At 67.7% G+C, this 23,938-nt stretch carries 24 protein-coding genes and 1 pseudogene; 11 read left to right on the top strand and 14 right to left on the bottom strand.

The features are described 5' to 3' along the window. Positions 1–9: 9 nt before the first annotated feature. The 7 genes from K244_RS0120970 to K244_RS0120940 form a co-directional block, all read right to left on the bottom strand. On the bottom strand, positions 10–468 hold the full coding sequence (locus tag K244_RS0120970) for a MaoC family dehydratase (RefSeq protein ID WP_020188263.1): 459 nt from the start codon (positions 466–468) through the stop codon (positions 10–12). Further along, a complete protein-coding gene (locus tag K244_RS0120965) occupies positions 465–1,685 on the bottom strand; it encodes a CaiB/BaiF CoA-transferase family protein (RefSeq protein ID WP_020188262.1) in 1,221 nt (406 codons plus the stop codon). The genes K244_RS0120970 and K244_RS0120965 overlap by 4 nt, the downstream gene beginning before the upstream one ends. After that, positions 1,682–2,776, bottom strand: a complete 1,095-nt coding sequence (ugpC, locus tag K244_RS0120960) for a sn-glycerol-3-phosphate ABC transporter ATP-binding protein UgpC (protein WP_020188261.1) — start codon at positions 2,774–2,776, stop codon at positions 1,682–1,684. Before ugpC ends, K244_RS0120965 begins: the two co-directional genes overlap by 4 nt. Positions 2,777–2,803: 27 nt before the next feature. Then, positions 2,804–3,676 carry a carbohydrate ABC transporter permease gene (locus tag K244_RS0120955; protein ID WP_020188260.1) on the bottom strand — a complete coding sequence of 291 codons (873 nt, stop codon included), beginning with the start codon at positions 3,674–3,676 and terminating at the stop codon, positions 2,804–2,806. Between the two features lie 2 nt (positions 3,677–3,678). Continuing rightward, complete coding sequence (locus K244_RS0120950; RefSeq protein WP_245259793.1) at positions 3,679–4,527, bottom strand: sugar ABC transporter permease; 849 nt, start codon at positions 4,525–4,527, stop codon at positions 3,679–3,681. Between the two features lie 55 nt (positions 4,528–4,582). Continuing rightward, positions 4,583–5,848, bottom strand: coding sequence for an extracellular solute-binding protein (locus K244_RS0120945; protein ID WP_051460044.1), 1,266 nt, complete (start codon positions 5,846–5,848; stop codon positions 4,583–4,585). Positions 5,849–5,958: 110 nt separating this feature from the next. Then, positions 5,959–7,152 carry a CoA transferase gene (locus K244_RS0120940; protein ID WP_020188257.1) on the bottom strand — a complete coding sequence of 398 codons (1,194 nt, stop codon included), beginning with the start codon at positions 7,150–7,152 and terminating at the stop codon, positions 5,959–5,961. 239 nt (positions 7,153–7,391) lie between these two features. Between K244_RS0120940 and K244_RS0120935 the strand changes: the two genes are divergently transcribed. Further along, positions 7,392–8,489, top strand: coding sequence for a LacI family DNA-binding transcriptional regulator (locus K244_RS0120935; RefSeq protein ID WP_020188256.1), 1,098 nt, complete (start codon positions 7,392–7,394; stop codon positions 8,487–8,489). Between the two features lies 1 nt (position 8,490). Here K244_RS0120935 and K244_RS0120930 read toward each other — a convergent pair whose 3' ends face one another. Next, complete coding sequence (locus K244_RS0120930) at positions 8,491–9,672, bottom strand: glycoside hydrolase family 88 protein (RefSeq protein WP_020188255.1); 1,182 nt, start codon at positions 9,670–9,672, stop codon at positions 8,491–8,493. A 101-nt stretch (positions 9,673–9,773) separates the two neighbouring features. On the opposite strand from K244_RS0120930, the gene K244_RS0120925 reads away from it, so the two are divergent. After that, the gene (locus K244_RS0120925) at positions 9,774–10,589 is read left to right on the top strand and encodes an enoyl-CoA hydratase-related protein (RefSeq protein ID WP_020188254.1); all 816 of its coding nucleotides are present in this window, start codon (positions 9,774–9,776) and stop codon (positions 10,587–10,589) included. Between the two features lie 6 nt (positions 10,590–10,595). Here K244_RS0120925 and K244_RS0120920 read toward each other — a convergent pair whose 3' ends face one another. From K244_RS0120920 to K244_RS0120910, 4 genes and pseudogenes are all read right to left on the bottom strand, one after another. Beyond that, on the bottom strand, positions 10,596–11,042 hold the full coding sequence (locus K244_RS0120920) for a DMT family transporter (RefSeq protein WP_020188253.1): 447 nt from the start codon (positions 11,040–11,042) through the stop codon (positions 10,596–10,598). A 343-nt stretch (positions 11,043–11,385) separates the two neighbouring features. Continuing rightward, the gene (locus K244_RS24275) at positions 11,386–11,823 is read right to left on the bottom strand and encodes a chorismate mutase (protein ID WP_020188252.1); all 438 of its coding nucleotides are present in this window, start codon (positions 11,821–11,823) and stop codon (positions 11,386–11,388) included. A gap of 52 nt (positions 11,824–11,875) precedes the next feature. Beyond that, positions 11,876–12,103 (bottom strand): annotated as a pseudogene (locus K244_RS24270) (SDR family NAD(P)-dependent oxidoreductase); the annotation flags it as partial. A gap of 97 nt (positions 12,104–12,200) precedes the next feature. Next, positions 12,201–13,112: a hydrogen peroxide-inducible genes activator gene (locus K244_RS0120910; RefSeq protein WP_020188251.1), complete on the bottom strand. Its 912-nt coding sequence runs from the start codon at positions 13,110–13,112 to the stop codon at positions 12,201–12,203. A gap of 158 nt (positions 13,113–13,270) precedes the next feature. Between K244_RS0120910 and katG the strand changes: the two genes are divergently transcribed. Further along, on the top strand, positions 13,271–15,442 hold the full coding sequence (katG, locus tag K244_RS0120905) for a catalase/peroxidase HPI (protein ID WP_020188250.1): 2,172 nt from the start codon (positions 13,271–13,273) through the stop codon (positions 15,440–15,442). A gap of 136 nt (positions 15,443–15,578) precedes the next feature. Here katG and K244_RS0120900 read toward each other — a convergent pair whose 3' ends face one another. After that, entirely contained in the window at positions 15,579–15,947 is a 369-nt protein-coding gene (locus K244_RS0120900) for a nuclear transport factor 2 family protein (protein ID WP_020188249.1), read from the bottom strand. Between the two features lie 38 nt (positions 15,948–15,985). Beyond that, entirely contained in the window at positions 15,986–16,429 is a 444-nt protein-coding gene (locus K244_RS0120895) for an OsmC family protein (protein ID WP_020188248.1), read from the bottom strand. A 270-nt stretch (positions 16,430–16,699) separates the two neighbouring features. On the opposite strand from K244_RS0120895, the gene K244_RS0120890 reads away from it, so the two are divergent. The 8 genes from K244_RS0120890 (at position 16,700) to K244_RS0120855 (ending at position 23,888) form a co-directional block, all read left to right on the top strand. Further along, the gene (locus K244_RS0120890) at positions 16,700–17,452 is read left to right on the top strand and encodes a GntR family transcriptional regulator (protein WP_051460043.1); all 753 of its coding nucleotides are present in this window, start codon (positions 16,700–16,702) and stop codon (positions 17,450–17,452) included. After that, positions 17,436–18,206 (top strand): ABC transporter ATP-binding protein, encoded by a 771-nt coding sequence (locus K244_RS0120885; protein WP_036305849.1) that lies wholly within the window; start codon positions 17,436–17,438, stop codon positions 18,204–18,206. Before K244_RS0120890 ends, K244_RS0120885 begins: the two co-directional genes overlap by 17 nt. Before the next feature lie 4 nt (positions 18,207–18,210). Next, on the top strand, positions 18,211–19,050 hold the full coding sequence (locus K244_RS0120880; protein ID WP_020188245.1) for an ABC transporter permease: 840 nt from the start codon (positions 18,211–18,213) through the stop codon (positions 19,048–19,050). Positions 19,051–19,090: 40 nt separating this feature from the next. Continuing rightward, positions 19,091–20,071, top strand: coding sequence for an MqnA/MqnD/SBP family protein (locus tag K244_RS0120875; protein WP_020188244.1), 981 nt, complete (start codon positions 19,091–19,093; stop codon positions 20,069–20,071). 66 nt (positions 20,072–20,137) lie between these two features. Then, on the top strand, positions 20,138–21,154 hold the full coding sequence (locus K244_RS0120870; RefSeq protein WP_024816664.1) for a zinc-binding dehydrogenase: 1,017 nt from the start codon (positions 20,138–20,140) through the stop codon (positions 21,152–21,154). Positions 21,155–21,183: 29 nt separating this feature from the next. After that, positions 21,184–21,591, top strand: a complete 408-nt coding sequence (locus tag K244_RS0120865; RefSeq protein ID WP_036307224.1) for a PaaI family thioesterase — start codon at positions 21,184–21,186, stop codon at positions 21,589–21,591. Between the two features lie 12 nt (positions 21,592–21,603). Continuing rightward, positions 21,604–22,407, top strand: coding sequence for a VOC family protein (locus tag K244_RS0120860; RefSeq protein ID WP_020188241.1), 804 nt, complete (start codon positions 21,604–21,606; stop codon positions 22,405–22,407). Next, entirely contained in the window at positions 22,404–23,888 is a 1,485-nt protein-coding gene (locus tag K244_RS0120855) for a class I adenylate-forming enzyme family protein (protein WP_020188240.1), read from the top strand. Before K244_RS0120860 ends, K244_RS0120855 begins: the two co-directional genes overlap by 4 nt. The last annotated feature ends 50 nt before the right edge of the window (positions 23,889–23,938 follow it).

Below are 23,938 nucleotides of genomic sequence, written 5' to 3'. Positions count from 1 at the left end.
CCGGTCCCGTCAGGCCGCGACGTCGGCGGCGGCCTCGTTACGCGTCCACTTGATGTGGTGCTTTCCGACCGCACAGAGTTCGCCCCGCTGGTTCGTCACCTCGATGTTGGAGAGCGAGCGGCGCTTCGCCTCGTCGACCGACTCGATCGTGTAGGTCACGGTGATCGTGTCGTTCAGGAACACCGGCTTCAGGAAGCGGATGCCGTCGTAGCCCAGCGAGACCGGCGTCGAGTCGATGCCCTTGCCCAAGCTGATTTCGATCATCCGGGTCGAGGCCGTCGACATGAAGCCGATCAGCAAGGCGCCGTGCGCGATCCGATGGCCGAAAATCGACTTCGACATGAACTCTTCGTCGACATGGTTCTGCGACAGGTCGCCGGTGAGCCCGGCGAACATGTAGACGTCGCTTTCGCCCACGGTCTTGGAGAACTTCACCTGGTCTCCGATCTTCGCATGCATAATGGTCATGCGGCGCAGGCCTTTCTGTTCGGGATCGTGACGGCTCCGGCCTCGGCGAGGCGGCGGATCGCGTCGGGGGAGAGGCCGGCCTCCGCGAGCACCTCTTCGGTGTGCTGGCCGATCTCAAGCGCGTAGTCGGCGCGCGACGGCGCGGCGCCGTCGTAGCGCAAGGGATGCCCCGCGACGGTGGCGACGCCGTCGCCGACGGGGATCTCGCGGAACGCGCCGTTGAAGATCGCTTGCGGGTCGCGTCGCAGGTCGTCGTAGTCCTGAACCCGCTGGTGCCAGACGTTCTCGCGATCGAAGGCGCGGGACACCTCGTCATAGGCGCGCCCTTCGAGCGCCCCGGCGACGGCCACCGCCACAGCGTCGCGCTCGACGTAAGGGTCTAGGGCTGCGAGCGCGGCGAGGTCCTCGCTGTCGAGGGCGCGCGCGACCGCTGCGAGGCTCGACAGTGAAAGCGCGACGAAGCCCTCGGCGAGGGCGTAGACGCCGTAGGGCGCCTGGTGGAACCACGTGGCGAGCCGCCGGTCCCTGCGCAGCACGGACGCGTCCCGGCCGCCGGAGTAGTAAAGCGCGAGCGCCTCCGCCTGCAGGTCGATGCCCGCGTTGAACAGGCTCGCCTCCACCCGGGCGCCGCGCCCCGTCTTCAGCGCGCGGACATAGGCGCCCAGGACCCCCATTGCGAGCAGAGACGCGCCGTGCTGGTCCACGGCGGCGCAGCCGACCGGCGTAGGCGCCACGGACGCGTCGCCTGTGGCCGCCATCAGCCCCACGCGGGCCTGCACCAGAAGATCCTGCCCCGGGCGGTCGCGCATCGGCCCGTCGGAGCCGAAGCCGGTCGCGGAGGCGTAGACGATGCGCGGGTTTACGGCCTGCGCCGCCCCGTAGCCGATTCCAAGGCGGTCCATGACCCCCGGACGATAATTCTCCAGCACGACGTCGAACTGCGCGATCAGGTCGAGCGCAAGCGCCTTTCCTTCCGGGGTCTTCAAGTCGATCGCCAGGCTGCGCTTGTTGCGGTTTCCGCTGAGGAAGAAGGCGCTGACGTCCCCGACGAAGGTGTCGGCGCCGGCCCAGCCTCGCTCGAAGGCGCCGCTGGGCGGCTCCACCTTCACTACGTCCGCGCCCATGTCGGCGAGGTACTGGCTCGCCGCCGGTCCCTGCAGGTAATGGCAGAAGCTCAGCACCTTCATGCCGGCGAGCAGCGTCGGAGCCTCGCTCATCGGATCACCGCCTCGGTCCGCGGATTGAAGAAATGCAGCGCCTTGGGGTCCATCCAGAACGGCGCGACCTCGTGCAGGCCAAGCGGCGTCTCGGGCGGCACGCGCGAGGCCATGATCAGCGCGTCGGCCGAACGCACGCCGACGACCATCTCCGCGCCGAGCTGCTCCGTCACCTCCACCGGGCCGGAAAACGCCGCCGCGCCGTCGGGCGCCGCGCCCAGATGGATGTGCTCGGGCCGCACGCCCATCACCACCGCACGAAGGTTCTGGCCAAGCAGCGCGACCGACTGGGCGTCCGGGATCCGGATGCTGAAGTCTTTCGCGGTGGCGCGGGTGACGTCGCCTTCGCTGACGAGATCGACCGCGATGAAGTTCATCGCCGGCGCGCCCATGAAGCCCGCGACGAAGCGGTTCACCGGGCGGTTGTAGATGTCGAGCGGCGCGCCGACCTGCTGGATCAGGCCGTCCTTCATCACCACCACGCGATCGCCGAGCGTCATGGCCTCGACCTGGTCGTGCGTAACGTAGACCGAGGTCGTCGCCACGCGCTCGCGGAGCTTCTTGAGCTCGATCCGCATCTGCGCGCGCAGCTTGGCGTCGAGGTTCGACAGCGGTTCGTCGAACAGGAACACCTGCGGATGCCGCACGATGCAGCGGCCGAGCGCCACGCGTTGCTGCTGCCCGCCGGACAGTTGCGTCGGCTTCCGCTTGAGCAGCGGGTCGAGCCCGAGAATAGCGGTCGCCCTTTCCACCTCCCGCCGGATGACGTCTTCCGGCGTCTTTCGGTTGCGCAGGCCGAACGCCAGATTGTCGTAGACCGTCATGTGCTGGTAGAGCGCGTAATTCTGGAACACCATCGCGATGTCCCGGTCTTTCGGCGCCAGATCGTTGACGACCCGCCCCCCGATCTTGATCGTCCCGCCCGAAATCGACTCGAGACCGGCGATCATCCTGAGCGTCGTCGACTTGCCGCAGCCTGACGGGCCGACCAGCACGACGAATTCCTTCTCCGCAATCTCGAGATTGACGTCCTGCACGACCCGCAGCGAGCCGTAGCGCTTTTCGACGCCCTGAAGCGAAACTTCAGCCATCTCTCAAAGTCTCCACGTAGGTTCGGGTCACATCCGCAGGCCGCGGATCACGTATTTCTGGCCGAAGATCGTCACGATCAGCGCCGGAACCATCGCAAGCGCGGCGGTCGCGCTCATGAGGTTCCACTCCGTCCCGGTCTCGGTGACAAACTGGGCCATCGTCGAGGTGATCATCGGCGTGCGTTGACCGGTGAGGATGAGCGCGAACAGGAACTCGTTCCACGTCCAGAGCCAGGAGAGGATCGCGAGCGCCGCGATTCCGGGGCCGGCCGCCGGCAGCGCGACGCGCAGGAAGGCGCCCCACCTGGTGCAGCCGTCGATCAGCGCCGCATGCTCCATCGAGGGGTTGATGCCGTCGAAGAAGCCTTTCATCAGCCATGAGAAGAAGCAGATGTGGACGGCGATGTGCGGCAGCAGCAGGCCGAGATAGGTGTCGTAGATGCCGACGCGCGTCGTCACCAGGTACAGCGGCAGAACGAACGAGATGTAGGGCACCGTGCGAAATATGTAGATCGATGCGAACCAGGTCTTCTGAATCCGGCCTGAGAATCGCGACAGCATGTACCCGCTTCCGACAGTAACCCCGAGGGACACGACGGTCGCGAGGGTCGCGATGACGAAGCTGTTGATCATCGCGTGCACGATGCGCGGCTGCTGCATCACTTCGAGGTAGTTGTCGAAGGTGAACTCGGTTCCGCGCCAGACATAGAACACGCCCCATGGCGGCCTGAGCGACGTGACGAACAGAATGAGGATCGGGCCCGTGAAGATCAGAAGGACGGCGAGAACGCACAGGATGAGCAGAACGCGTTTCGCGGCGAGCCCCAGCCAAGGGGCGCTGCCGGGGGCGTCACGTTCCAGCGGGGCGTCCGCCGTGGCCGGATAGGACAGGCTGCTCACGGTCAGACCTCCAGCACGCGGTGGACGAGTTTGTAGAGGCCGACGCCGACGATGATCATGATGATCGCGCCGAGGCCCGCGGCGGCGGCTCCTCGGCCATAGTCCAGATTCACGAACGCCTCGACGTAGGCGTAGACGCTGAACACTTCGGTGCTCCTCGCGGGTCCTCCACCGGTCAGAATCCAGACTTGGTCGAAGGTGCGGAAGGCGTCGATCGAGCGGATCAGGACGCACACGATGATGACCGGCCGAAGCATCGGCAGGACGACGTGGGTGAAAGTGCGCCATGGACTGGCTGCGTCGATCTTCGCCGCCTCGAACGGCTCCTTGGGCAGGCCCTGCATCGCCGCGAGAAGGATGATCGTGAACCAGGGAGTCCAGATCCAGACGTCGGTGAGGATGATGATGATGAAGCTCGGCCAGCGGTCCGAGAGCCACTGCACGCCGTCGATCCCGAACCAGGCGAGCAGGTTCGTGAGCACGCCGAACTGATCGTTGAATGACCAGCGCATCATCGTCGCGGTGATGACCGGCGCGATGGTGAGCGGCAGCAGGATGACGGTTCGGACGATCGGGCGCCCGAAGAACGGCTTGTCGAGCAGGGTTGCGAGCGCAAGCCCGCCGACGAGCGACAACGTCACCGACGACACCATCAGCAGGAAGGTGTTCGGCAGCACGACCTTCAGAAAAACGGGATCGTTCAGAATCGCCGCGTAGTGCCGCAGTCCGATCCATTCCTTGGTTGGATTCACGAGCGACCAACTGCGGAAGCTCGCGTTCATGCCGATGAGGATCGGGATGATCTCGAAGCAGATCATCACGAGAGCCGCCGGCGCGATGAGAAGGAGCATGAATCGCTCCTTCTCGCCGAACCTCGCTCCCAGGGCGCGCCTGGTGGTCATCCCCTTACTTCGGCGCGCCGTCGTGGATCGCCTGCACGCCGCTCGCAAGCGTCGCCGCGATGTCGTCCCGGTCGCCCTTCATCGCGCGGATCAGAGTGTCCGAGTAGTTCTTGTGCACAGCGGCCCAGTTGCGGAAGTAATAGGCGTCATAGGCGTGCTGCGTATCGTAGAGGATGGAGGACACCTGCCGCCAGAGCGCGTCGCTCTTGTCGAGCGTCTTCCAGAAGCGCGTGTTCGGGGGCGGACCGCCGGTCTTGTTCCACTGATCGATCTGCCCCTCTTCGTCGACGATCATCGCGGCGATGAGCTTCTTGGCCGCGGCCTGTTTCTCGGCCGGGATCGCCTTCGGGATGGACCAGCCCCAGATGTCGATCCAGGTGCGTGGCCCCTTCGAAGACGGACCTTGCGGGAACTGCGCGACGCCGATGTTGCCGGCGACCTTGGAGCGCCTGGGGTCGTTGAACTGTCCGAGGAACACGGTGTCGGCGACGGTGAAGGCGGCTTCGCCGGCCTGGAAGATCGCGTTCGCCTCGTCGCGCGAGTAGGTGGTCATGCCGGGAGGACTGATCTTGTCCTTGTTCAGCGCGTCCCACCAGAATTCGGCCGTCTGCTTCTGGCAGGCCGAATCCAGCATCGGCTTCCAGCCAGCCTTCGTCACCTCGTCCATGTCGCGGGAAAACGCCGGCGAATAGACGTCGCAATCGTTGTTCCAGAGGGTCCAGAAGAAACTGAAGAAGGTGTTGGTGTAGCTCATGCCTCCGACGAAGCCCCAACGGACCTTCCCTTCGGACTGGAGCTTCTGGCTGAGGGAGGTGAGTTCGGCCCAGGTCTTCGGCACCTGGTTTTCAGGGATCAGGTCTTTGCGATAATAGAAGATGCCGGCGGTCGTGGTGATCGAAACCGTGGTGGGCTTGCCCTCGGAGTTGAGAAACGGCCGGAGCTGGTTCTCCGCGACGTTGTTCACCTCTGGAACGTCGTCCATCGGCACGAGGTATTCCGCGAAATCCTGCCCCCAGTCGTCGTTGTTCCAGATGATGTCGCATTGGTCGGACGCGCCGGCCGACAGCATCTGCGTGATTTTTGGCAGATAGACCGCGTAGGACACCGGCGCCTTGTTCAGAATGACGCCCTGCGCCTTGGCGTGCTTCTCGAGGATGCCGACGTTCGTGACTTGAACGGGATGGTTCATGTAGCAGATGTTGAGCGTCGTGGTCTGCGCGCTCGCCGCGCTCCACGACGCGGCGAGCGCGCAGACCGCGACGGCCGACATCGCTCCGATCCGGCGCAAGCTGCGCCTCATATGCGTCATTGGCGTTCTCCCTGGATAAGACGTCCGGATGGGCCTGATGCGACCTTCTTTCCGGCAGGCGACGGCTTGGCTTAAGCTGCGGTCTCCATGACGACGCCCGATGCAAGCATTGCGGCGAGCTGGTCCTGGCCATAGCCGATCTCCGTGAGGATCTCGGCCGTCTGCGCTCCGAGCCGCTGCGGCGGCATCCGGATTTCGGGCGCCTGGCCATCGTAACGAACCGGATGGTTCACCAGCGTTATCGAAGTTCCCGTCACGCCGTCGATCGTCGAGAAGTTCTTGTTGTGCAGGACTTGAGGATCTTTCACCACGTCGGCGTAGTCGTTGATCGCCGAATGCCAGATGTTCGCCGCATCGAGGATGCGGCTCCATTCGGCCGTGGGTCGGGTTTTCAACGCACGGCCGATCGAGGCCGCGGCGTCCTCGCGCCGGACGTAAGACTCTGCGTCCGACACGCGCTCCTCCTCCGGCACGTCGAGCGCCGCGTTGATCGCCGCCATCGTGCCGAGCGAAATCGCGATGTGCCCGTCGCTGGTCTCATAGATCCCGTAGGGCGCGCCGTAGTACCAGCCGGCGATCGCGCCCGGCTGGCGCACGTCGTCGGGCGTTTCGCCGTTGAGATAGCAGGTGAAGGATTCGAGCTGCAGGTCGATCGCCGCCGACAGCAGGCTGACGTCGATCCGGCCGCCCACGCCCGTCCGCTCACGCTTGAGCAGGGCGGCGAGGATGCCGGCCGCCAGCAGCGCCGCGCCGTGATGGTCGACCACCGAGACGCCGACGGCGCGGGGACCGAGCTCCTTGGTGCCGGTGATCGTGGCGAGGCCCGACAGCGCCTGGATGATGAGATCCTGCCCCGGCCGGTTGACGTAGGGCCCGTCAGGACCGAAGCCCGACGCCGCGGCGTAGATGATGTCGGACTTGATCGCTTTCGCGGCTTCGTAGCCGAGCCCGAGCTTGTCCAGCACGCCGGGCCGGAAGTTCTCCGTCACGACGTCGCTGGTCGCGATCAGCTTTCGGGCGATCTCGACGCCTTCGGGGCTCTTGAGATCAATCGCGAGGCTGCGCTTGTTCCGGTTTCCCGACAGCAGCAGCATCGTCTGGCCGTCGACCTGCTTGTTCGCCCCGCCCCATTTGCGCTGGAACGCCCCGTCCGGAGGCTCGACCGCGATCACGTCCGCGCCGAGATCGGCCAGGAACTGCACCCCGACCGGACCCATCAGGAAATGATTGAAGCTCAGGACGCGGACGCCCTTCAGATGATCCACGCTGTCTCGCTCCCTCGGACGGCGCTTTCCGCCGTCCCATTCTCGACCTCGGTTTGAAACCGATTTCATGAAAGCTTATCGTCAGCGCGAAAGCCTCGTCAAGCGTCGCTTTTCAAATGTTAACGGCGGCGACAAATGTAGCAATACGGAAGAAGGGCACAGAATACCCGTTTGTTGAGGGTGCTCGGTCCGCGTGATATGAAGTTGATCCTAGATTTCGAGGCGCTGACAGCGTGGGCATGGGACTGAAGGGCGGATCCGGCCTGCTCGGACCGAACGGCAAAGTGAAGATCGCCGATGTGGCGCGGCTGGCGGGCGTGTCGCCGGCGACGGTGTCGCGCGCGCTGAACCATCCGCAGATCGTGCGCTCGGAGCTGCGCGAGAAGGTCGCTCGCGCAATCTCCGATCTCGCCTACACACGCGACAGCGCCGCCCGCGCGCTGAAGTCGCGGCGGACGCACACCATCGGGGCGATCGTGCCCACGCTCGGCATCAGCATCTTCGCAGAAGGCGTCGAGGCGCTGCAGAACCGCCTGAGCGAGCATGGCTACACGCTGCTGATCGGGAATTCCCAGTACGACACCCGCCGCGAGCAGCAGGAGGCGCGGGCGCTGATCGAGCGGGGCGTCGACGGCGTGGTGCTGGTGGGCGACGCGCAGACGCCGGAGCTCCATGCGCTGCTCCGGCAGCACAACGTTCCCTACGTGACGACCTACGTGCCGTCAGCGCGCGAGGGCGTGCCGGCGATCGGCATCGACAACCGCAAGGCGACCTACGACCTCACGAGTTATCTCATGGGGCTCGGCCACCGCGAGTTCGGCGTGGTGGCGAACGTGCCGGCCTCCAACGACCGCTCGCGCGCCCGCCTCGACGGCGTGACGCAAGCGCTCGATGACGCCGGCCTTGCGCTGCCGGCGGAGCGGCTGGTGCGGGCCGACCACTCGCTCGCCCAGGGGCGGATGGCGCTGCGCCACCTGGTCACGACGGCGCCCGAGATCACCGCCCTCGTCTGCACCACCGACACGCTCGCGATCGGCGCGCTCGCCGAGGCGCGCGCCATGGGGCTGAAGGTGCCGCTGGAGCTCTCGGTGACGGGCTTCGACGACATCGAGCTCTCGTCGCAGTGCGAGCCCTCGCTGACGACGATCAGCATCCCTGCCGCCGAGATCGGCCGCGCCGCGGCCGACCATCTGGTCAACGCCGTGATGGGACTCGCGATCCCCCCGCTCGACCCGCTGCCCTACCGGCTGATCGTGCGCGGTTCGACCGCGTCGCCCCGCGCCGCGAGGGCCGCGCGCGCGGGGGCCAGGGCGCGAAAGGCCGCCGCGGTCGACTGAGTCAGCCGGCGAGCCGATCCGGATGCGGGCGGAAGGCTCCAGGATGCAGGACGAGGCAAAGGGCCTCGACCAAGAAGTAGTCGCCGAACATCACCGCGCTGTCGACGCCGTCGTTGTGCGGCTTCGAATAGCAACCATGCCGCAACAGCCCGCGATGGGCGTCGTCGGTCGCGAGATAATCGCGGCACAGCGCAGCGAGCACTCGCTCGCCGAGCGCGCGCCAGCGTTCGCCCGCCGCCTGATCGGGATGGATGGCGCCCAGGGTGAGCAGCGCCGACGCCACGATGGCCGAGGCGGACGAGTCTCGCGGGGCGTTCGGAATTGCGGGATCGTCGAAGTCCCAGAACGGCACGAGGCCGTCGTCCACCCGCCGGAAATAATAGGCCAGCAGCCGCTCCGCCGTGGCGATGTGCTCGGACTTGCCGGTCGCGCGCGCGGTCTCGACGAAGCCGTAGATCGCCCAGCCCTGCCCCCGCGGCCAGCAGGATTCGTCGGCGTAGCCCTGGAAGGTGTAGCCCCGCACGCGCTCGCCGGTAACGTCGTCGTACTCGACGGCGTGGTAGGTGGAATCGTCCGGGCGAATGAACCCATCCCGCGTCTTCAGGGCGTGCGCCTCGCCGGCGAGCAGGAAGCTGCCGTCGCAGGCGTGCTGCGCCGCCCAGAACAGCAACGGCAGGTTCGCCATGGTGTCGATGGCGGAGGCGCGGCGGCCGCGCGCGTCGGAGAGAGGCCCCCAGGAGGACACGTAGGCGCCGTCGTGCGTGACGATGAGCCGACGCCGCAGCCGGTCCGCGGCCTTCAGCGCGGTGGTCGCCGCCGCCTCGTCGCCGAGGATGTGATGGAGCGGCATCGCGCTCGACAGAAAGATGAAGCCGATGTCGTGGGTGTTGCCGTCGCCGGCGCGCTCCGCGACGAGTTGCATGCGCGTGCGGGCGAACTCGACGAAGCGCTCGTCCCGCGTTTGCAGGTAGGAGGCCAGAAGGAGGCCGACCCAGAAGCCGCAGAACCAGTTTCCGTGGCTCCAGTCCGCGCCGCTGTAGCCCGCCGACCAGGAGGCGGGAAGCGTGCGCCAAGCTCCGTCGGGACCGGTGACATAGGGAAACGACACGCCGATCGTCGCCTCGTCGGCCAAGGTCTTTCGGGCGAGAAGATCCAGCGCTGCGGCGAAATCGGTGTGGCTCATGTCTAGGCGGCTCCCTGCTCGCGCCGATCGATTGGGCTCGATCGTGGTTCGATTTCAGGCTATTCAGAAAACGATTTCAGGAAATTGCAAGGGGCAAGGTCATGGATGAGCGGTCGGCCAACGATGCGACGGCGGCGGGGGGCGCGGACGACCTCGCCGTCTGCGATGCGCCTGAGCCGTACGTCCTGCGCATCCGCCTGAACCGGCCGCGCCAGCGAAACGCCCTGAACAACGCTCTGATTTCCCATCTCGCCGCGAAGCTGGCCGACGCTGCGGCGGACGACCACGTGCGCTGCGTTCTGTTGTGCGGCCAGGACCGGTTCTTTTCGGCCGGCGCCGACCTGAAGGAGATGCTCGCGCAGGGGTTCGAGGCCATCGACAACGCGACGCGACGCGCCGCCTGGGACGCGATCACGGCCTTTCCGAAGCCGGTGGTCGCAGCGGTGGAGGGCTACGCCTTCGGGGGCGGCCACGAACTCGTGATGCTCGCGGACATCGTGGTGGCGGGCGAGAGCGCGACCTTCGCCCAGCCGGAGATCAAGATCGGCATCCTGCCCGGCGACGGCGCGACGCAACGGCTGACGCGCATCGTCGGCAAACCGCTCGCGATGAAGATGATCCTGACCGGCGAGCCGATCGCCGCCGCGACCGCGCTCGCCGTCGGCCTCGTCTCGGAACTGGCGCCGGACGGCGGCGCCGAGGCCGCCGCGCTCGCCATCGCCGCGAGCATCGCCACCCGCCCTCCCCTCTCCGTGCAATACGCCAAGCGCGCGGTCCTCGCGGCCTACGAAACGCCGCTCAGCGCAGGCCTCCAAGCGGAGCGCGACGCGATCCGCCAAGCGTTCGAGACCGAGGATCAGAAGGAGGGCATGCGCGCCTTCGTCGAGGGACGCGCGCCGGTGTTCCAGGGGCGCTGACGACGTTCAGCGCCGGATCAGAACGACGCCCGCGATCAGCAGCGCCACCCCCGCGAGGCGCGGCAGATCGATCGGACGTTCGGCGACGCCAAGCCAGCCGAAATGGTCGAGCGTGACGGAGGCGAACATCTGGCCCGTCACCAACAGCGCGAAGAAGGTCGCGCCGCCTAGTTCCGGCACGAGGAAAATCGCCAGCCCGATGAAGGTCGCGCCGAACAGGCCGCCGCTCCACGCCCACCACGGAATGCGCGCGGCCTCGGCCGCCGAGGGGAGCGGATCGCGCAGCACCGCCGCGAGGATGGTCATGCACAGCAGGCCCACGAAGTAGCTCGCGAAGCCCGACCACGCGGCCGAGTTCAGCGCGTTGCGCAAGTTCGCGTTCAGGAATTGCTGGACGACGATGCTGGCTCCCGCCCCGACGGCGAGAAGAATCGGAAACAAGGGGATCGGCATGACGCGCCTTACACGAAGCGACAACGCGGGCGACCCTATCCGCGTCTGGTCCGCGCTGCTATCCGGGCTGAGCACGGGACGCGTCGAGGCGGGCGATCGACCTCCCCGCCGCTAAGTCTACGCGATGTCGATCCACGTGCAAACGGCGTCGATTCCACCGCGCCCGCAAGTGATCGATCGCCGCGATCGCGCCTCAGCCAGAACAGTTCGACGCATCGGGCCCAATGAGCGACGGCTGGTCGTCCGCTCCGCCAATCTCGATGATCGCGGTTCCGCACGCGGAGGGTGACGCCGTGCGCAATCGCCTGCCAGCCCTCGATGAGCGCTTTGCGAAACGCTCGGCTCATTGAGCGGCGGGATCGCGCATCATCTCCGCTGCGGCGCGACGCTCGTCCTCGGTGAACTTTGCGATCATCGCGCGGTAGGTCTGTTCCGCGACATCAGGGTTCAGCCGCCGTTCGGTCGCGAGCGTCCGCACCTTGCGGATGATCGCCTCGACGCGGGCCTTGTCCTCCACCGCCTCGGGGTTTTGCTTGAACCGGGCCGCCTCATGAACATACGCGCCGCGCTCCGCCATGAGCGCGATGAGGGCCGCGTCGATGCGATCGATGTTCGCCCGCACCTCGCCCAGAGTCTGGCAGCATGTCCCGCCATCGGCGGTCGGCTTTCCCCAAAATGCGGGAGAGCCGGTGTCCGCGCCCGCCTGAGCGAACGCGCCGCCCCCGCCCGCGAGAGCAAGGCCGCCAACGACGAGAAGCGTGACCGCGGCGAGCCTGTTCATATTTTCTCCGATCAAAGAGCCCCGGGGGCCGTCCCCGCCGGCGAAACGGACAGGATCCGCAGTAGAAGCTGATTCCCGGCATCGTGATGAAGCCGCCCATGGACGTGGCGTTGACGATCCGCCCGCGGCGCCGGCTCCGCACGCCGGGAAGCACGCCTGACCAGCGCGACCGCGCCGAAGACGTTGACGTCGAATTGCGGTCGAGCTCCTCGATCCGGGATTCCTCCGGGACGCCTTTGCGGCCATAGCCGACGTTGGTGGCCAACACGTCGATCGACCCAGAGCTCGCTCGGCGTCGGCGACGCAGCGTCTAAGCCTTCGGCCATTCGAAGCCCAGCCGCGCGGCTGGCCATTGAGGCGAGCGCGTCGGACGGCGCTTAGCGAGACTGGCGCAACGCCGCCGCCGACGTGCGGACCGCTTCGGATATGTGCGTCAGTTGCCGGGCCAGGGGGCTCGTTCGGCGCCAGACCATGCCGATGGTTCGTGACGGGCAGGGTTTTGGGAAACGCGAGATCGAGACCGACGCCGAACGCGTCTCGACGGCGACGGCCATTTCCGGAACCAGGGTGACGCCAAGCCCCGCCTCGACCATCTGGACGAGCGTGGAGAGCGAACTTGCGTCCAGCAGATCGCGGGGCTGGGCGGCGTGCTCGTTCCGATTGCAGAATGAAAGGGCTTGGTGGCGGAAACAGTGCCCCTCCTCCAGGAGGAGCAATCGCATCTCGCGCAGCGCCTCGCGGTCGGGAACGGGCTTTCCCTCGTCCGCCCGCGGCCGGACCAGCACGAAATCCTCCGTGAAAAGCGCCGTCTCGGTCAGAGACGGCTCCGACACCGGCAAAGCGACGATCGCCATGTCCAGGCGTCCGTCGTTCAATTCCTGGACAAGTTTGGGGGTCAGGGTCTCACGCACGTGAAGGTCGAGCCCCTCATGCAGCCGAGTGAGGTCCGCGACGAGGCTCGGCAGCAGGTAGGGCGCGATGGTCGGGATCACCCCGATGCGCAGCCTCCCGGCCAGCCCGCCGCGCGCGCCCCGCGCATAGTCTTCGAGATCATCGAGCGACCGCAGGATGTGCCGGGCCCGCAGGGCGATCTCCTCGCCGAAGCTCGTCAGGCGGAGCTGACGCCGGTCACGCTCGAACAGCGCCGCGCCGAGCTCTTCCTCCAAGGCTTTGATCTGCATCGAAAGCGCCGGCTGGGTGATCGAACAGGCCTCCGCCGCGCGCCCAAAATGGCCATGCTCGGCCAAAGCCTCAAGATAGCGAAACTGCTTGAACGTAAGGTTCTTCATAAGCTCAGATTATCGTCGCGATCAGGAAATCGGAATTAAAATAATGAAGGGCTTTTGGTAATACGCATCCCGAAAGCCTGCGGCGAACCGCAGAGCGCGTCAGCGGAGCTCGACGCCGGCCGGGGCCGACGCCGCGCTGACCACGATCGGAGGACGACATGGACGCGAAGACCGAGGACAACACGGGGAAATGCCCGGTGGCCCACGGCGGCCCGAGGCAGAACCCCGACTGGTGGCCCAACACGCTGCCTGTCGACCTGCTGAACCAGCACTCTTCCAAGTCCGATCCGCTTGATCCCGCGTTCGATTACCGCGAAGCGTTCAAGAAGCTCGACTACCACGCGCTGAAGAACGACCTGCGCAAGCTGATGACCGACAGCCAGGACTGGTGGCCGGCCGACTTCGGCCATTACGGCCCGCAGTTCGTCCGCATGTCGTGGCACGCGGCCGGCACCTACCGCCTGGCGGACGGCCGCGGCGGCGGCGGCCGCGGCCAGCAGCGCTTCGCCCCGCTCAACGCCTGGCCGGACAACGTCAACATCGACAAGTCGCGCCGGCTGCTGTGGCCGATCAAGCAGAAGTACGGCCAGGCGATCTCCTGGGCCGACCTGCTGATCCTCACCGGCAACGTGGCGCTCGAGAGCATGGGCTTCCGCACCTTCGGCTTCGCCGGCGGCCGCGCCGACACCTGGGAGCCGGATCGGGACGTCAACTGGGGCAACGAGACCGAGTGGCTCACCCACCGCACCCTCGACAAGTTCGAAAAGGGCCTCGGCGCGACCGAGATGGGCCTGATCTACGTCAACCCGCAGGGGCCTGACGGCAACGGCGACCCGATTTCGGCCGCGGAGTTCATCCGCGAGACCTTCGGGCGCATGGCGATGAACGACGAGGAGACCGTCGCGTTGATCGCTGGCGGCCACACCTTCGGCAAGACCCACGGCGCGGCCGCCGAATCGTACAAGGGCCCGGACCCGGAGGCGGCCGACATCGAGGACCAGGGCCTCGGTTGGAGCTCCAGCTTCGGCGCTGGCCATGGCGGCGACCAGATCGGCTCGGGCCTCGAGGTCACCTGGACGCAGACGCCGATCCAGTGGAGCAACTTCTTCTTCGAGAACCTGTTCAAGTTCGAATGGGTGCAGACGCGCAGCCCCGCCGGCGCGATCCAGTGGGAGGCGAAGGACGCCCCTGACATCATCCCGATGGCGCACGACTCGTCGCGGAAGATCAAGCCGACGATGCTGACGACCGACCTGTCGCTCCGCTTCGACCCGATCTACGAGAAGATCTCCCGCCGCTTCCTCGAGGATCCGCAGGCCTTCGCGGACGCTTTCGCGCGCGCCTGGTTCAAGCTGACCCACCGGGACCTCGGTCCCCGCTCGCGCTACATCGGGCCGGAAGTCCCGAAGGAAGTGCTGATCTGGCAGGACCCGATCCCGGCCGTCGACCATCCGCTGATCGACGAAGCGGACGCCGCGACCCTCAAGGCCAAGATCCTGGAGTCCGGCCTCGCCGTCTCCGAGCTGGTCGGGACCGCCTGGGCCTCGGCCTCGACGTTCCGGGGCGGCGACAAGCGCGGCGGCGCCAACGGCGCCCGCATCCGCCTCGCGCCGCAGAAGGACTGGGAGGTCAACCAACCCGAGCAGCTGGCGCGGGTGCTTGGCGTGCTTGAGGGCGTGAAGGCCGAGTTCGACGCCTACGCCGGCGGCGGCAAGAAGGTCTCGATCGCCGATCTGATCGTCCTCGCGGGCAACGCGGGCGTGGAGAAGGCCGCAAAGGCTGCGGGCCATTCGGTGACCGTGCCGTTCACGCCGGGCCGCGCCGACGCCCGGCAGGACGAGACGGACGTAGACAGCTTCCAGTGGCTGGAGCCCGAGCTCGACGGCTTCCGCAACTACGAGAAGTCGAACACCAAGCGCGCCGAGGTGGCCCTGATCGACAAGGCGCAGCTGCTGACCCTGACCGCGCCCGAACTGACGGTGCTGTTCGGAGGCCTGCGCGCGATCAACATCAACGTCGGCGGCGACACGCGGGGCGTTCTCACGGACAAGCCGGGCCAGCTCACCAACGACGTGTTCGTGAACCTGCTCTCGATGGACACGAAGTGGACCGCCACGGACGACGCGAAGACCACGTTTGTGGGGACCAACCGCAAGACCGGCGAGACCACCGGGACGGCGAGCCGCGCCGATCTCGTCTTCGGCTCGAACTCGGTGCTGCGCGCGCTGGCCGAGGTCTACGCCGCCTCCGACGCCAAGGAGAAGTTCGTGAAGGACTTCGTCGGGGTCTGGACCAAGGTGACGAACCTCGATCGCTTCGACGTGGCCTGACCTACCGCGAGGCGCGGCAGGCCCGCTTCCAGCACGCGCTGGAGTTGGGCCTGCGCCGCTTGGCGGGCCTTAAGCTGCAAAAGCCCGCTCCGGACACGATCCGGGGCGGGCTTTTGTCTGCCTGGGCGGCAGCCCTTCAGTCGGGCTTGGGCGCTTCGGGCTTGATCTTGAGTTGGTCGATCGCCCAGAGCCACCGGCCGTCGGGCTGCCTTCGGGCGACCTCCGCTGACAGGGCTCCGTTCGGCAAGCGGGCGAAGGTCATGGCGAGGTCGCCGCTCTCAAGAGCTGGAAGCTGGTCGACCTCGGGGAAATCCGACCGGCGCGCGAGCAGATCGCCGTAGAATCGACGGATCTCTTCGTGGCCATGGGCCACGGTGGCGCCCGCCGCCAGAAGGGCGTCCGGCTCATAGAGGGCCACGAGGCCGTCGACGTCGCCGGCGTTGGCGCGGGCGACGAACAGTCGCGCGAGATCTTGAGGGCTCCGGGCCCCGTCCTCCGTCGTCATCGGGTCGTCCTCCCTGCCATGCTGCGCATGGACTTCTGTTACTTGAGAAGCTGGCCGGCGCCGTCGCGCACCGAAACGGTGACGGGCACGCCAAGCTTCACGCTCTCCGACACCGTGCAGAAGCGCTCGAACTGCTCCAGCACGCGGTCGATCCGGTCCATCTCGGCGGCTTCGGCGCGAAGCGAAATTGCGACGTCGATGCCCTGCACGCGCAGCCGGCCCTCGGCGTTGCGGCCGATCACGCAGCTCGCCTGCGCGTCGACGCCGCGGCCGTCCTGGCGGAACTTCGCAAGCGCGAAGGTCATGCTGGCGACCAGGCAGTTCGCGACGCCGGCGATCAGCAGCTGTTCCGGGAACGGTCCGTCGCCGCTTCCAATCGGCGGCGCCTCATCGACCAGGAGATCCTCGAAGGACGGACCGAAATCGATCAGGAACTTGAAATCCTCGACATGCTTGATCCGGATGGTCGGGGCGGTCGTCATCGAACTCCTTCCGGCCTTGCGGCGACGGTTCGCATCCGGCGAACGCCATCTTGCGTTTATGCGCCGCTTTTTGGCTTCCGGCTCGACATGACGCCCTCGCCCAGCGCGTCAAGGCGGGGGCTGACGCGCGCGCCTCACGCCCCTGTTCACCCCCCGCCGTCGGAGCGGCCTGCGTAGGGATGTCGCGCCCGCCCTTTTGAGGCGAAAGGGACCTTGAGCATCTCAAATTCATTTCGTAGGCTTCTCACAGATACCCGGTGGAGCGGCCACATGGCGGGCGCAAGAGACGAGCAGCGACCGCCGCGCCAGGCGGCGGAGATTGCGATGCCCGAGGCGACGCTCAGGGGCGCCCAGGCCTACGACCTGATCCGTCGCGAGATCGTCTCGTGCCGGATCCTTCCCGGCGCCCGCGTGACCGAGCCGGAGCTGATGGACCGCTTCGGCGTCGGCAAGGCGAGCCTGCGCATCGCGCTGCAGCGCCTGACCCAATCGGGCCTTGTCTGTTCGATCCCGCGGCACGGCTATCGGGTGGCGCCCGTCACCGCCAAGGACGTCGACGAAATCTTCGCGCTGCGCGTCGCGCTGGAGCCGCTGGCGGCGCGGGCGGCGGCGGGACGCGTGAACCGCGCGCAGCTCGAGCGGCTGGAGCAGGCCTGCCGGGGCAAGATGCCGGCCGACGTGGGCAACCAGATCGACTTCTTCATGGAGGCGAACCGCAGCTTCCACATGGCGATCGCGGTCGCCTCCGGGAACGAACGGCTCTGCCGCACGCTGTCCGGACTGCTCGACGAGATGACGCGGGTGGTCGCGCTGGGCTTCGGGGTGCAGCGCGTGCGCCCCAACATCGAGAGCGACCACATGCTCCTGATCGAGCACCTGACCGCCGGCGACGCCGACGCCGCGGAGCAAGTGGCGCGCCGGCACGTGGAGACGTTCCGAGACATGACCATGGACAAAGTCGTCGCCAGCCTGCGCGCGACCGGCGCCCCGCTCGGTCCCTCAGCCCATGTCTCGAACGGTTGAGCCGCCGATGTCCGTGGTGAAGGTTCAGTCCGTCAGCAAATGGTTTCCGCGCCGGGACGGCGAAAGCCTTCACGTGCTCCAGAACATCGACCTCGACGTGCCTGAGAAGGCGATCGTCGCCATCGTGGGCGCCTCCGGCTGCGGCAAGAGCACGCTGCTGAACATCATCGCGGGCTTGGTCAAAGCGGACCGCGGCTGCGTGTTCCTGAACGGCGTAAAGGCGAGCGAGTTCGAAGACTGGCGCTCGCTCACCTACATGTTCCAGGAGGACCGGCTGCTGCCCTGGCGGACCGCAGCGCAGAACGTCGCTTTCGGGCTGGAGGCCGCCGGCGTGGCGCGGGCGGAGCGTCGCGAGCGGGTGGCGGAGACGCTGGCGCTGGTCGGCCTGTCCGGCTTCGCCGACGCCTATCCGCACGAACTGTCCGGCGGCATGCGCAGCCGCGTGGCGCTCGCCCGCAGCCTCGTCACCCGGCCGTCGATCCTGCTGATGGACGAGCCCTTTTCAAAACTCGACCCGTCGATCCGGACGCAGATGCACGACGAGGTGCTGCGCATCAAGGAGCTGATGGGCATGACGATCGTCTTCGTCACCCATGACGTGGAGGAAGCGGTGGTGCTCGCGGACAAGGTCGTCGTGCTGAACCCCCGTCCCGGCCGCGTGCGCGAGACGCAGGAGATCAGGCTCCCCTACCCCCGCGATCCGCTCTCGCCCGACGTGGCGGAGCAGGCGCGGCTGCTGCGACGGAGCCTCTGAGATCATGTCCGTCGCCCCGCTCACACCCGCCGCGCCCGTGGACGACGGCCGTCCGAAAACCGTTCCCGGCGCCGCGCGCGATCGCCGGTTGAAGCTCGCCGCGCTCCGTCTCGCGCTGCTCGTGGCGCTGCTCGCCATCTGGCAGGTCGCGTCGCTCGGCGCCCCGCCCTTCGTGCTGCCGAGCCCAATGCGGGTCTGGGAGGCCTGGACGACGCTGGTCGCCTCACCGACCTTCTGGAAGGACCTCGGCGTCACCTTCGAGCGCATCGTCACTGGCTTCGCGCTCGCCGCCGTCTTCGGCGTAGTGGTCGGCCTCATCCTCGGGGCGAGCAAGACGCTGGGCGAGTTCTTCGAGCCCGTGCTGACGCTGATCACCACCGTGTCGTCGGCGATCTGGGCGATCTTCGCTCTGATCTGGTTCGGCCTGTCGAACTGGACGACGATCTTCGTGGTGTTCATGACCGCGATGCCGTTGATCCTGACCACGGTCTGGCAGGGCACGCGGACGGTGAACGCCGATTTCATCGAACTCGCGCGCACCTTCCGCATGTCGCAGGCGCAGGTGCTGGCCAAGATCTATCTGCCGACGATCCTACCGCTGTTCTTCTCCTCCGCCCGCCTCGCCTTCGGCTTCGGCGCGCGCGTCAGTCTCGTGGCGGAGACGCTCGGCGCCTCGAGCGGCGTGGGCGTCCGCCTCAAGCAGGCGGCCGACCTGCTGCAGACCGACCAGGTGTTCGCCTGGACGCTGACGCTGGTCGCGCTGATGCTCGCCCTCGAAGCCCTCGTCCTCAAGCCGCTCGAAGCCCGCCTCTTCCGCTGGAAGAAGCAGGCCGACGCGTCGTGACCGCCAACCGCCCCCAACCCCTGACCGTGGAGCTTTCCCCGTGAAGCGCATCGCAGTCCTCGCCGCCGCCTTCGCCGCGGCTCTCGTCGCGGCCGCCCCCGCGCAGGCCGAGAAGGTCCGCATCGGCTACTGGAGCTCGGGCGTCAGCCTCGGCTTCGGCGCGGTGCTGGAGACCGGCAAGTTCATGGAGAAGCAGGGGCTCGAGGTCGAATACCTCAAGTTCCCGGACGTGAATGCGCCCACCAAGGCGCTGGCGGCCGGCGCCATCGACTTCGCGATCGGCGCGCCGGCGGCGGGCGCCTTCAGCGTCGCGGTCGACGGCCTCCCGCTGTCGATCGTGCTCGCGACCCAGGTCGCAGAGCTCGACTTCGTGGTGCCCGAGGACTCGCCCGTGAAGACCATGGCGGATCTGAAGGGCAAGAAGGTCGGCGGCTCGCCCGCCGGCAGCGCGACCGCCGCCATCACCTCGGCGATCCTCGCGACCAACTACGGCATCAAGACCGGCGAGTACGAGGCCGTGCCCGGCAACGACCCGCGCCTGGCGCAGTTCCTCGTGCAGAAGGACATCGACGCCGCGGCGCTCCGCACCGTGACGATCGCCCTGCTGAAGGACGTCAAGCTCCGCAAGATCGGCACGTTCCGCGAGGAATGGACCAAGATCACCAAGCAGCCCGCGCCGCCGGTGCTCGGCGTCGGCGTCATGCGCAACGACTGGCTGAAGGCGAACCCGGAGGCCGCCGCCAAGGTGATCGCCGGCATGCGCAACGCCTACGAGTTCGGCAAGGCGGACAAGACGGCCGTCGCCGCGGCGCTCGCCGCCGCCGCCAACATGAAGGACGAGGACGCCAAGGCCTACGCCGCGCTGTGGGACGGGATCTACACCGTCAGCATGGAGCCCGCCGACATCGCATCGCTCAAGGCCGAGTTCGACGTCTTCAAGACCGTCGGCGCCGTCAAGGGCGAGCTGCCCGACGCCGCCCTCGCCACCGCGCCCTACGAGGCGTCCAAGGCCATCAAGTGACGGCCTGACTGCGGCTCAACGCCAAACGACAAGCGCGAAACGCGCCGCACAAGAGAAAGCGACCCAATGCCCAAGATAATGAAGGCCCTTCTGCTCAAGCAGCACGGCGACGTCTCCGACCTCGTGGTCGTGGACGACTATCCCGTCCCGACCGCGGACGCCGGACACGTGGTGATCCGCGTCGGCGCCTCCTCCTTCAACTACCACGACGTGTTCACGGTGAAAGGCATGCCGGGCATCAAGGTGCCGCTGCCGGTGATCATCGGCCTCGACATGGCCGGCGAGATCACCGAGGTCGGCGACGGCGTCGAGGGCTGGAGCGTGGGCGACCGCGTGCTGGTCAACCCGCTCTATCCCAACAAGGGCCTGATGGGCGAAATGCTCGACGGCGGCATGGCGCAGTACTGCAAGGTCTCGGTCGGCCAGCTGATCCGGATGCCGGACAAGGTGAGCTTCGTGGACGCGGCCTCGCTGCCGGTCGCCTACGGCACCGCGCACCGCATGCTGGTGACCCACAAGACGGTCAAGGCCGGCGACAAGGTGCTCATTCTCGGCGCCTCGGGCGGCGTCGGCACCGGCTGCGTGATGCTGGCGAAGCAGCTCGGCTGCGAGGTCATCGCCTGCGCCGGCAGCGACGACAAGATGGCGCGCCTGAAGGAGCTCGGCGCCGACCACGTCGTGAACTACCGCGAGACCGACTTCTCGCGCTGGGCGATCCAGCAGTACGGCAAGCCGCAGCGCCGGACCTACGAGGGCGGCGTCGACGTCGTAATCAACTTCACCGGCGGCGACACCTGGGCGCCCTCGCTGAAGTGCGTGAAGCGCGGCGGTACGATCCTCACCTGCGGCGCGACCGCGGGCCACGATCCGAAGGAGGACCTCCGCTACATCTGGAGCTTCGAGCTCAAGATCATCGGCTCGAACAGCTTCTACGACGACGACCTCGCGGCGCTCATGGACATGATCCAGGAGGGGACGCTGAAGCCGGTGGTCGACAAGGAGCTGCCGCTGGAGCAGGCCGCGGAAGGCCTGAGGATGATCCGCGACCGTGAGGTCATGGGCAAGATCGTGGTGACGCCATGAGCAGCGAAAACACGAGCGAGACCAAGTCGATGATCACCGCGGCCGAGGTCGAGGAGAAGCTGCTGCGCGGGCCCTTCCACCAGTGGCTCGGCCTCAAGGTCGTCTCGGTCGGCGACGGCGAGATCGAGCTGACCGCCACCTGGCGGCCGGAATGGGTCGTCAACGCCGAGCGCGGCTACGTCCATGGCGGAATCCTCGCCACCCTGATCGACCTCACGGCGGACTGGGCGCTGGTCTCAAAGACCGGGCGCGGCGTGCCGACGGTGGACCTGCGCGTGGACTACCACCGCGCCGCCATGCAGGGCGACCTGACGGCGAAGGGCAAGGTCGTGAAGTTCGGCGGCACGCTTTCGGTCGCCGAGGCGCAAGTGCTTGATTCCGAAGGCCGACTGCTCGCCAGCGGCCGCGGCGTCTACATGACCGCGACCCCGAAGTGAGGGCCTGAGGCGATGGCGGACGGGACGGCGGCGGCGCTCGACCATGTGGTCGTGAACGTGCTGCGCGGCATGGACGAGGCGGCGGCGATCTTCGCCGCGCTCGGCTTCCAGCTGACGCCGCTCGGCCGCCATTCGCTGGGCTCCATCAACCACCTGATGATGACGCCGGGCGGCTATCTCGAGCTGGTCGGCGTTCCCACTGAGGGCAAGCAGCGCCAGGAGGTGCTGGACAGCCCCTTCGGGCTCAACGGTCTCGTGCTGAAAAGCGGCGACGCCGACGCGACTTACGCCCGGCTCCAGGCCGCCGGCCTCGACCCCTCCCCCCCGGTCGCGTTCTCGCGGCCGGTGGAGATCGACGGCCAGGCTCTCGAGGCGCGATTCCGCACGGTCCGGGTTCCCACGGCGCGGTTTCCCGCCGGCCGGGTCTATTTCTGCCAGCACCTGACGCCCGAACTGGTCTGGCGGCCGGAATGGCTGACCCACCCCAACGGCTTCGTCCGGCTTGACCGGATCGAGGTGACGTCGGGTGAACCGCAGAGTGACGCGGCGGGTTACGCGGCGGCCGCCGGGGTTAACTTGAGGTTAACCGAGAGCGGCGCCACGGTCGCCCTTTCCGATGATTTCGCGATCGAGGTCGTTCCCGGCGAACGGCCGCGCTTCGCGACGCTCGGGCTGTCGTTCGACGGCCTCGACGCGATCGCCGCGCGCGCCGCCGCCACGCCCGGCGCCGACTGGACGGGACCGGGGTCCGACGGGACGGCGATCCTCGCCATTCCGTCCCTCGACCTTACCCTCGCCTGCCGGAGCGTGCGATGAACGACGTCACCAATCTTGGAGCCGTCCTGTCCGCGACCGGCGACGCCGCAGCCCCGGCGATCGTCGGCATCGGGCTCGACGGCTCCGAGACCCTGCTTTCCCGCGCCGACCTCGACGCCATGGCGAACGCCTTCGCCCGCGGCCTTGCCGCCCATGGCGTCGGTCGCGGCGACCGCATCGCGATCCTCGCCGCGAACCGGCCTGATTACGTCGCGCTGCTTCTGGGCGCCATGCGGGCGGGGGTCGTCCCCGTCCCGCTGAACTTCAAGTTCCCGGATCCGACCATCGCCCAGATCGTCGCCGACAGCGGCGCGAAGGTGGTGTTCTGCGACGCGGAACGCCTCGCCCATGCGCCCGCGGGCGTGCCCGCGGCGTCGCTCGAAACCGACCTCGACGGCTGGCTCGACCCCGGCCCGTTCGAGCCCGTCGACCCGGCGCCGGACGACATGGCGATGATGCTCTTCACCTCCGGCTCCACCGGCCGGCCGAAGGGCGTCCGGCTCAGCCACGCGAGCCATCTCTGGGTGGTGCGCGCGCGCATGGCCGACGACGACCTCGCCGGCGAACGCATGCTGATCGCGGCGCCGCTCTACCACATGAACGCGCTGGCGAACGCCCTGCTGGCGCTGGCGAGCGGAGCGACCGTGCTGCTGCTGCCGCAGTTCCAGGCCAAGGCCTACATCGCCGCGATCGATCGCCATCGCGCGACTTGGGCGACCGCCGTGCCGCCGATGATCGCGATGATGCTGCGGGAGAAGGCGGCGCTCGCCGAGGCCGACCTCTCCAGCGTGCGGGTGGTGCGCATGGGCTCCGCGCCGGTGAACGACGCGCTCGCGGCGCAGACCCGCGCGCTGCTGCCGAACGCACGCATCATCAACGCCTACGGCACCACCGAGGGCGGCCCGGTGGTGTTCTCCGACCCCGACGGCTCGGCGCCGACCGGCTCTGTCGGCCGTCCGCACCCCGGGGTCCAGGTTCGGCTGGTCGGCCCCGACGCCCCCGACCTCGGCGTGCTGCAGATGAAGAGCCCGGCGATCATGCTGGGCTACCACGAGCGGCCGGACGTGCGCTCGCCGATCACCCCGGACGGCTTCTACGACTCCGGCGACGTGTTCCGGCGCGACGCGGACGGGTTCTATTTCTTCGTCGGCCGGGTCGACGACATGTTCGTCTCCGGCGGCGAGAACATCTTTCCGGGCGAAGTCGAGGCCATGCTCGAGACCCATCCCGACGTGCTGCAGGCGAGCGTCGTGCCGGTTGAGGACGACATCAAGGGCCAGAAGCCGGTGGCCTTCGTGGTGCGCCGGCCCGGCTCCAGCCTCGACGAGGCGGCGCTCAAGGCCTTCGCGCTCGCGAACGCCCCCGCCTACCAGCATCCGCGCCGGGTGTGGTTCCTGGACCAGATGCTGCTGGCCTCGACCAACAAGATCGACCGGGCGGGCCTTAAGGCCCGCGCCGAGGCGGAGCTGAGGGGGTCGTGAGGATGATCATCGACCACCGCCGCGCGCCGCACGAGACGGGAGCGGGACGC

This window comes from Methylopila sp. 73B (assembly GCF_000526315.1).
Classification (GTDB): Bacteria; Pseudomonadota; Alphaproteobacteria; order Rhizobiales; family Methylopilaceae; genus Methylopila.
Note: the sequence above shows the minus strand (reverse complement) of the source record. Positions and strands in the feature narration are given on the sequence as shown.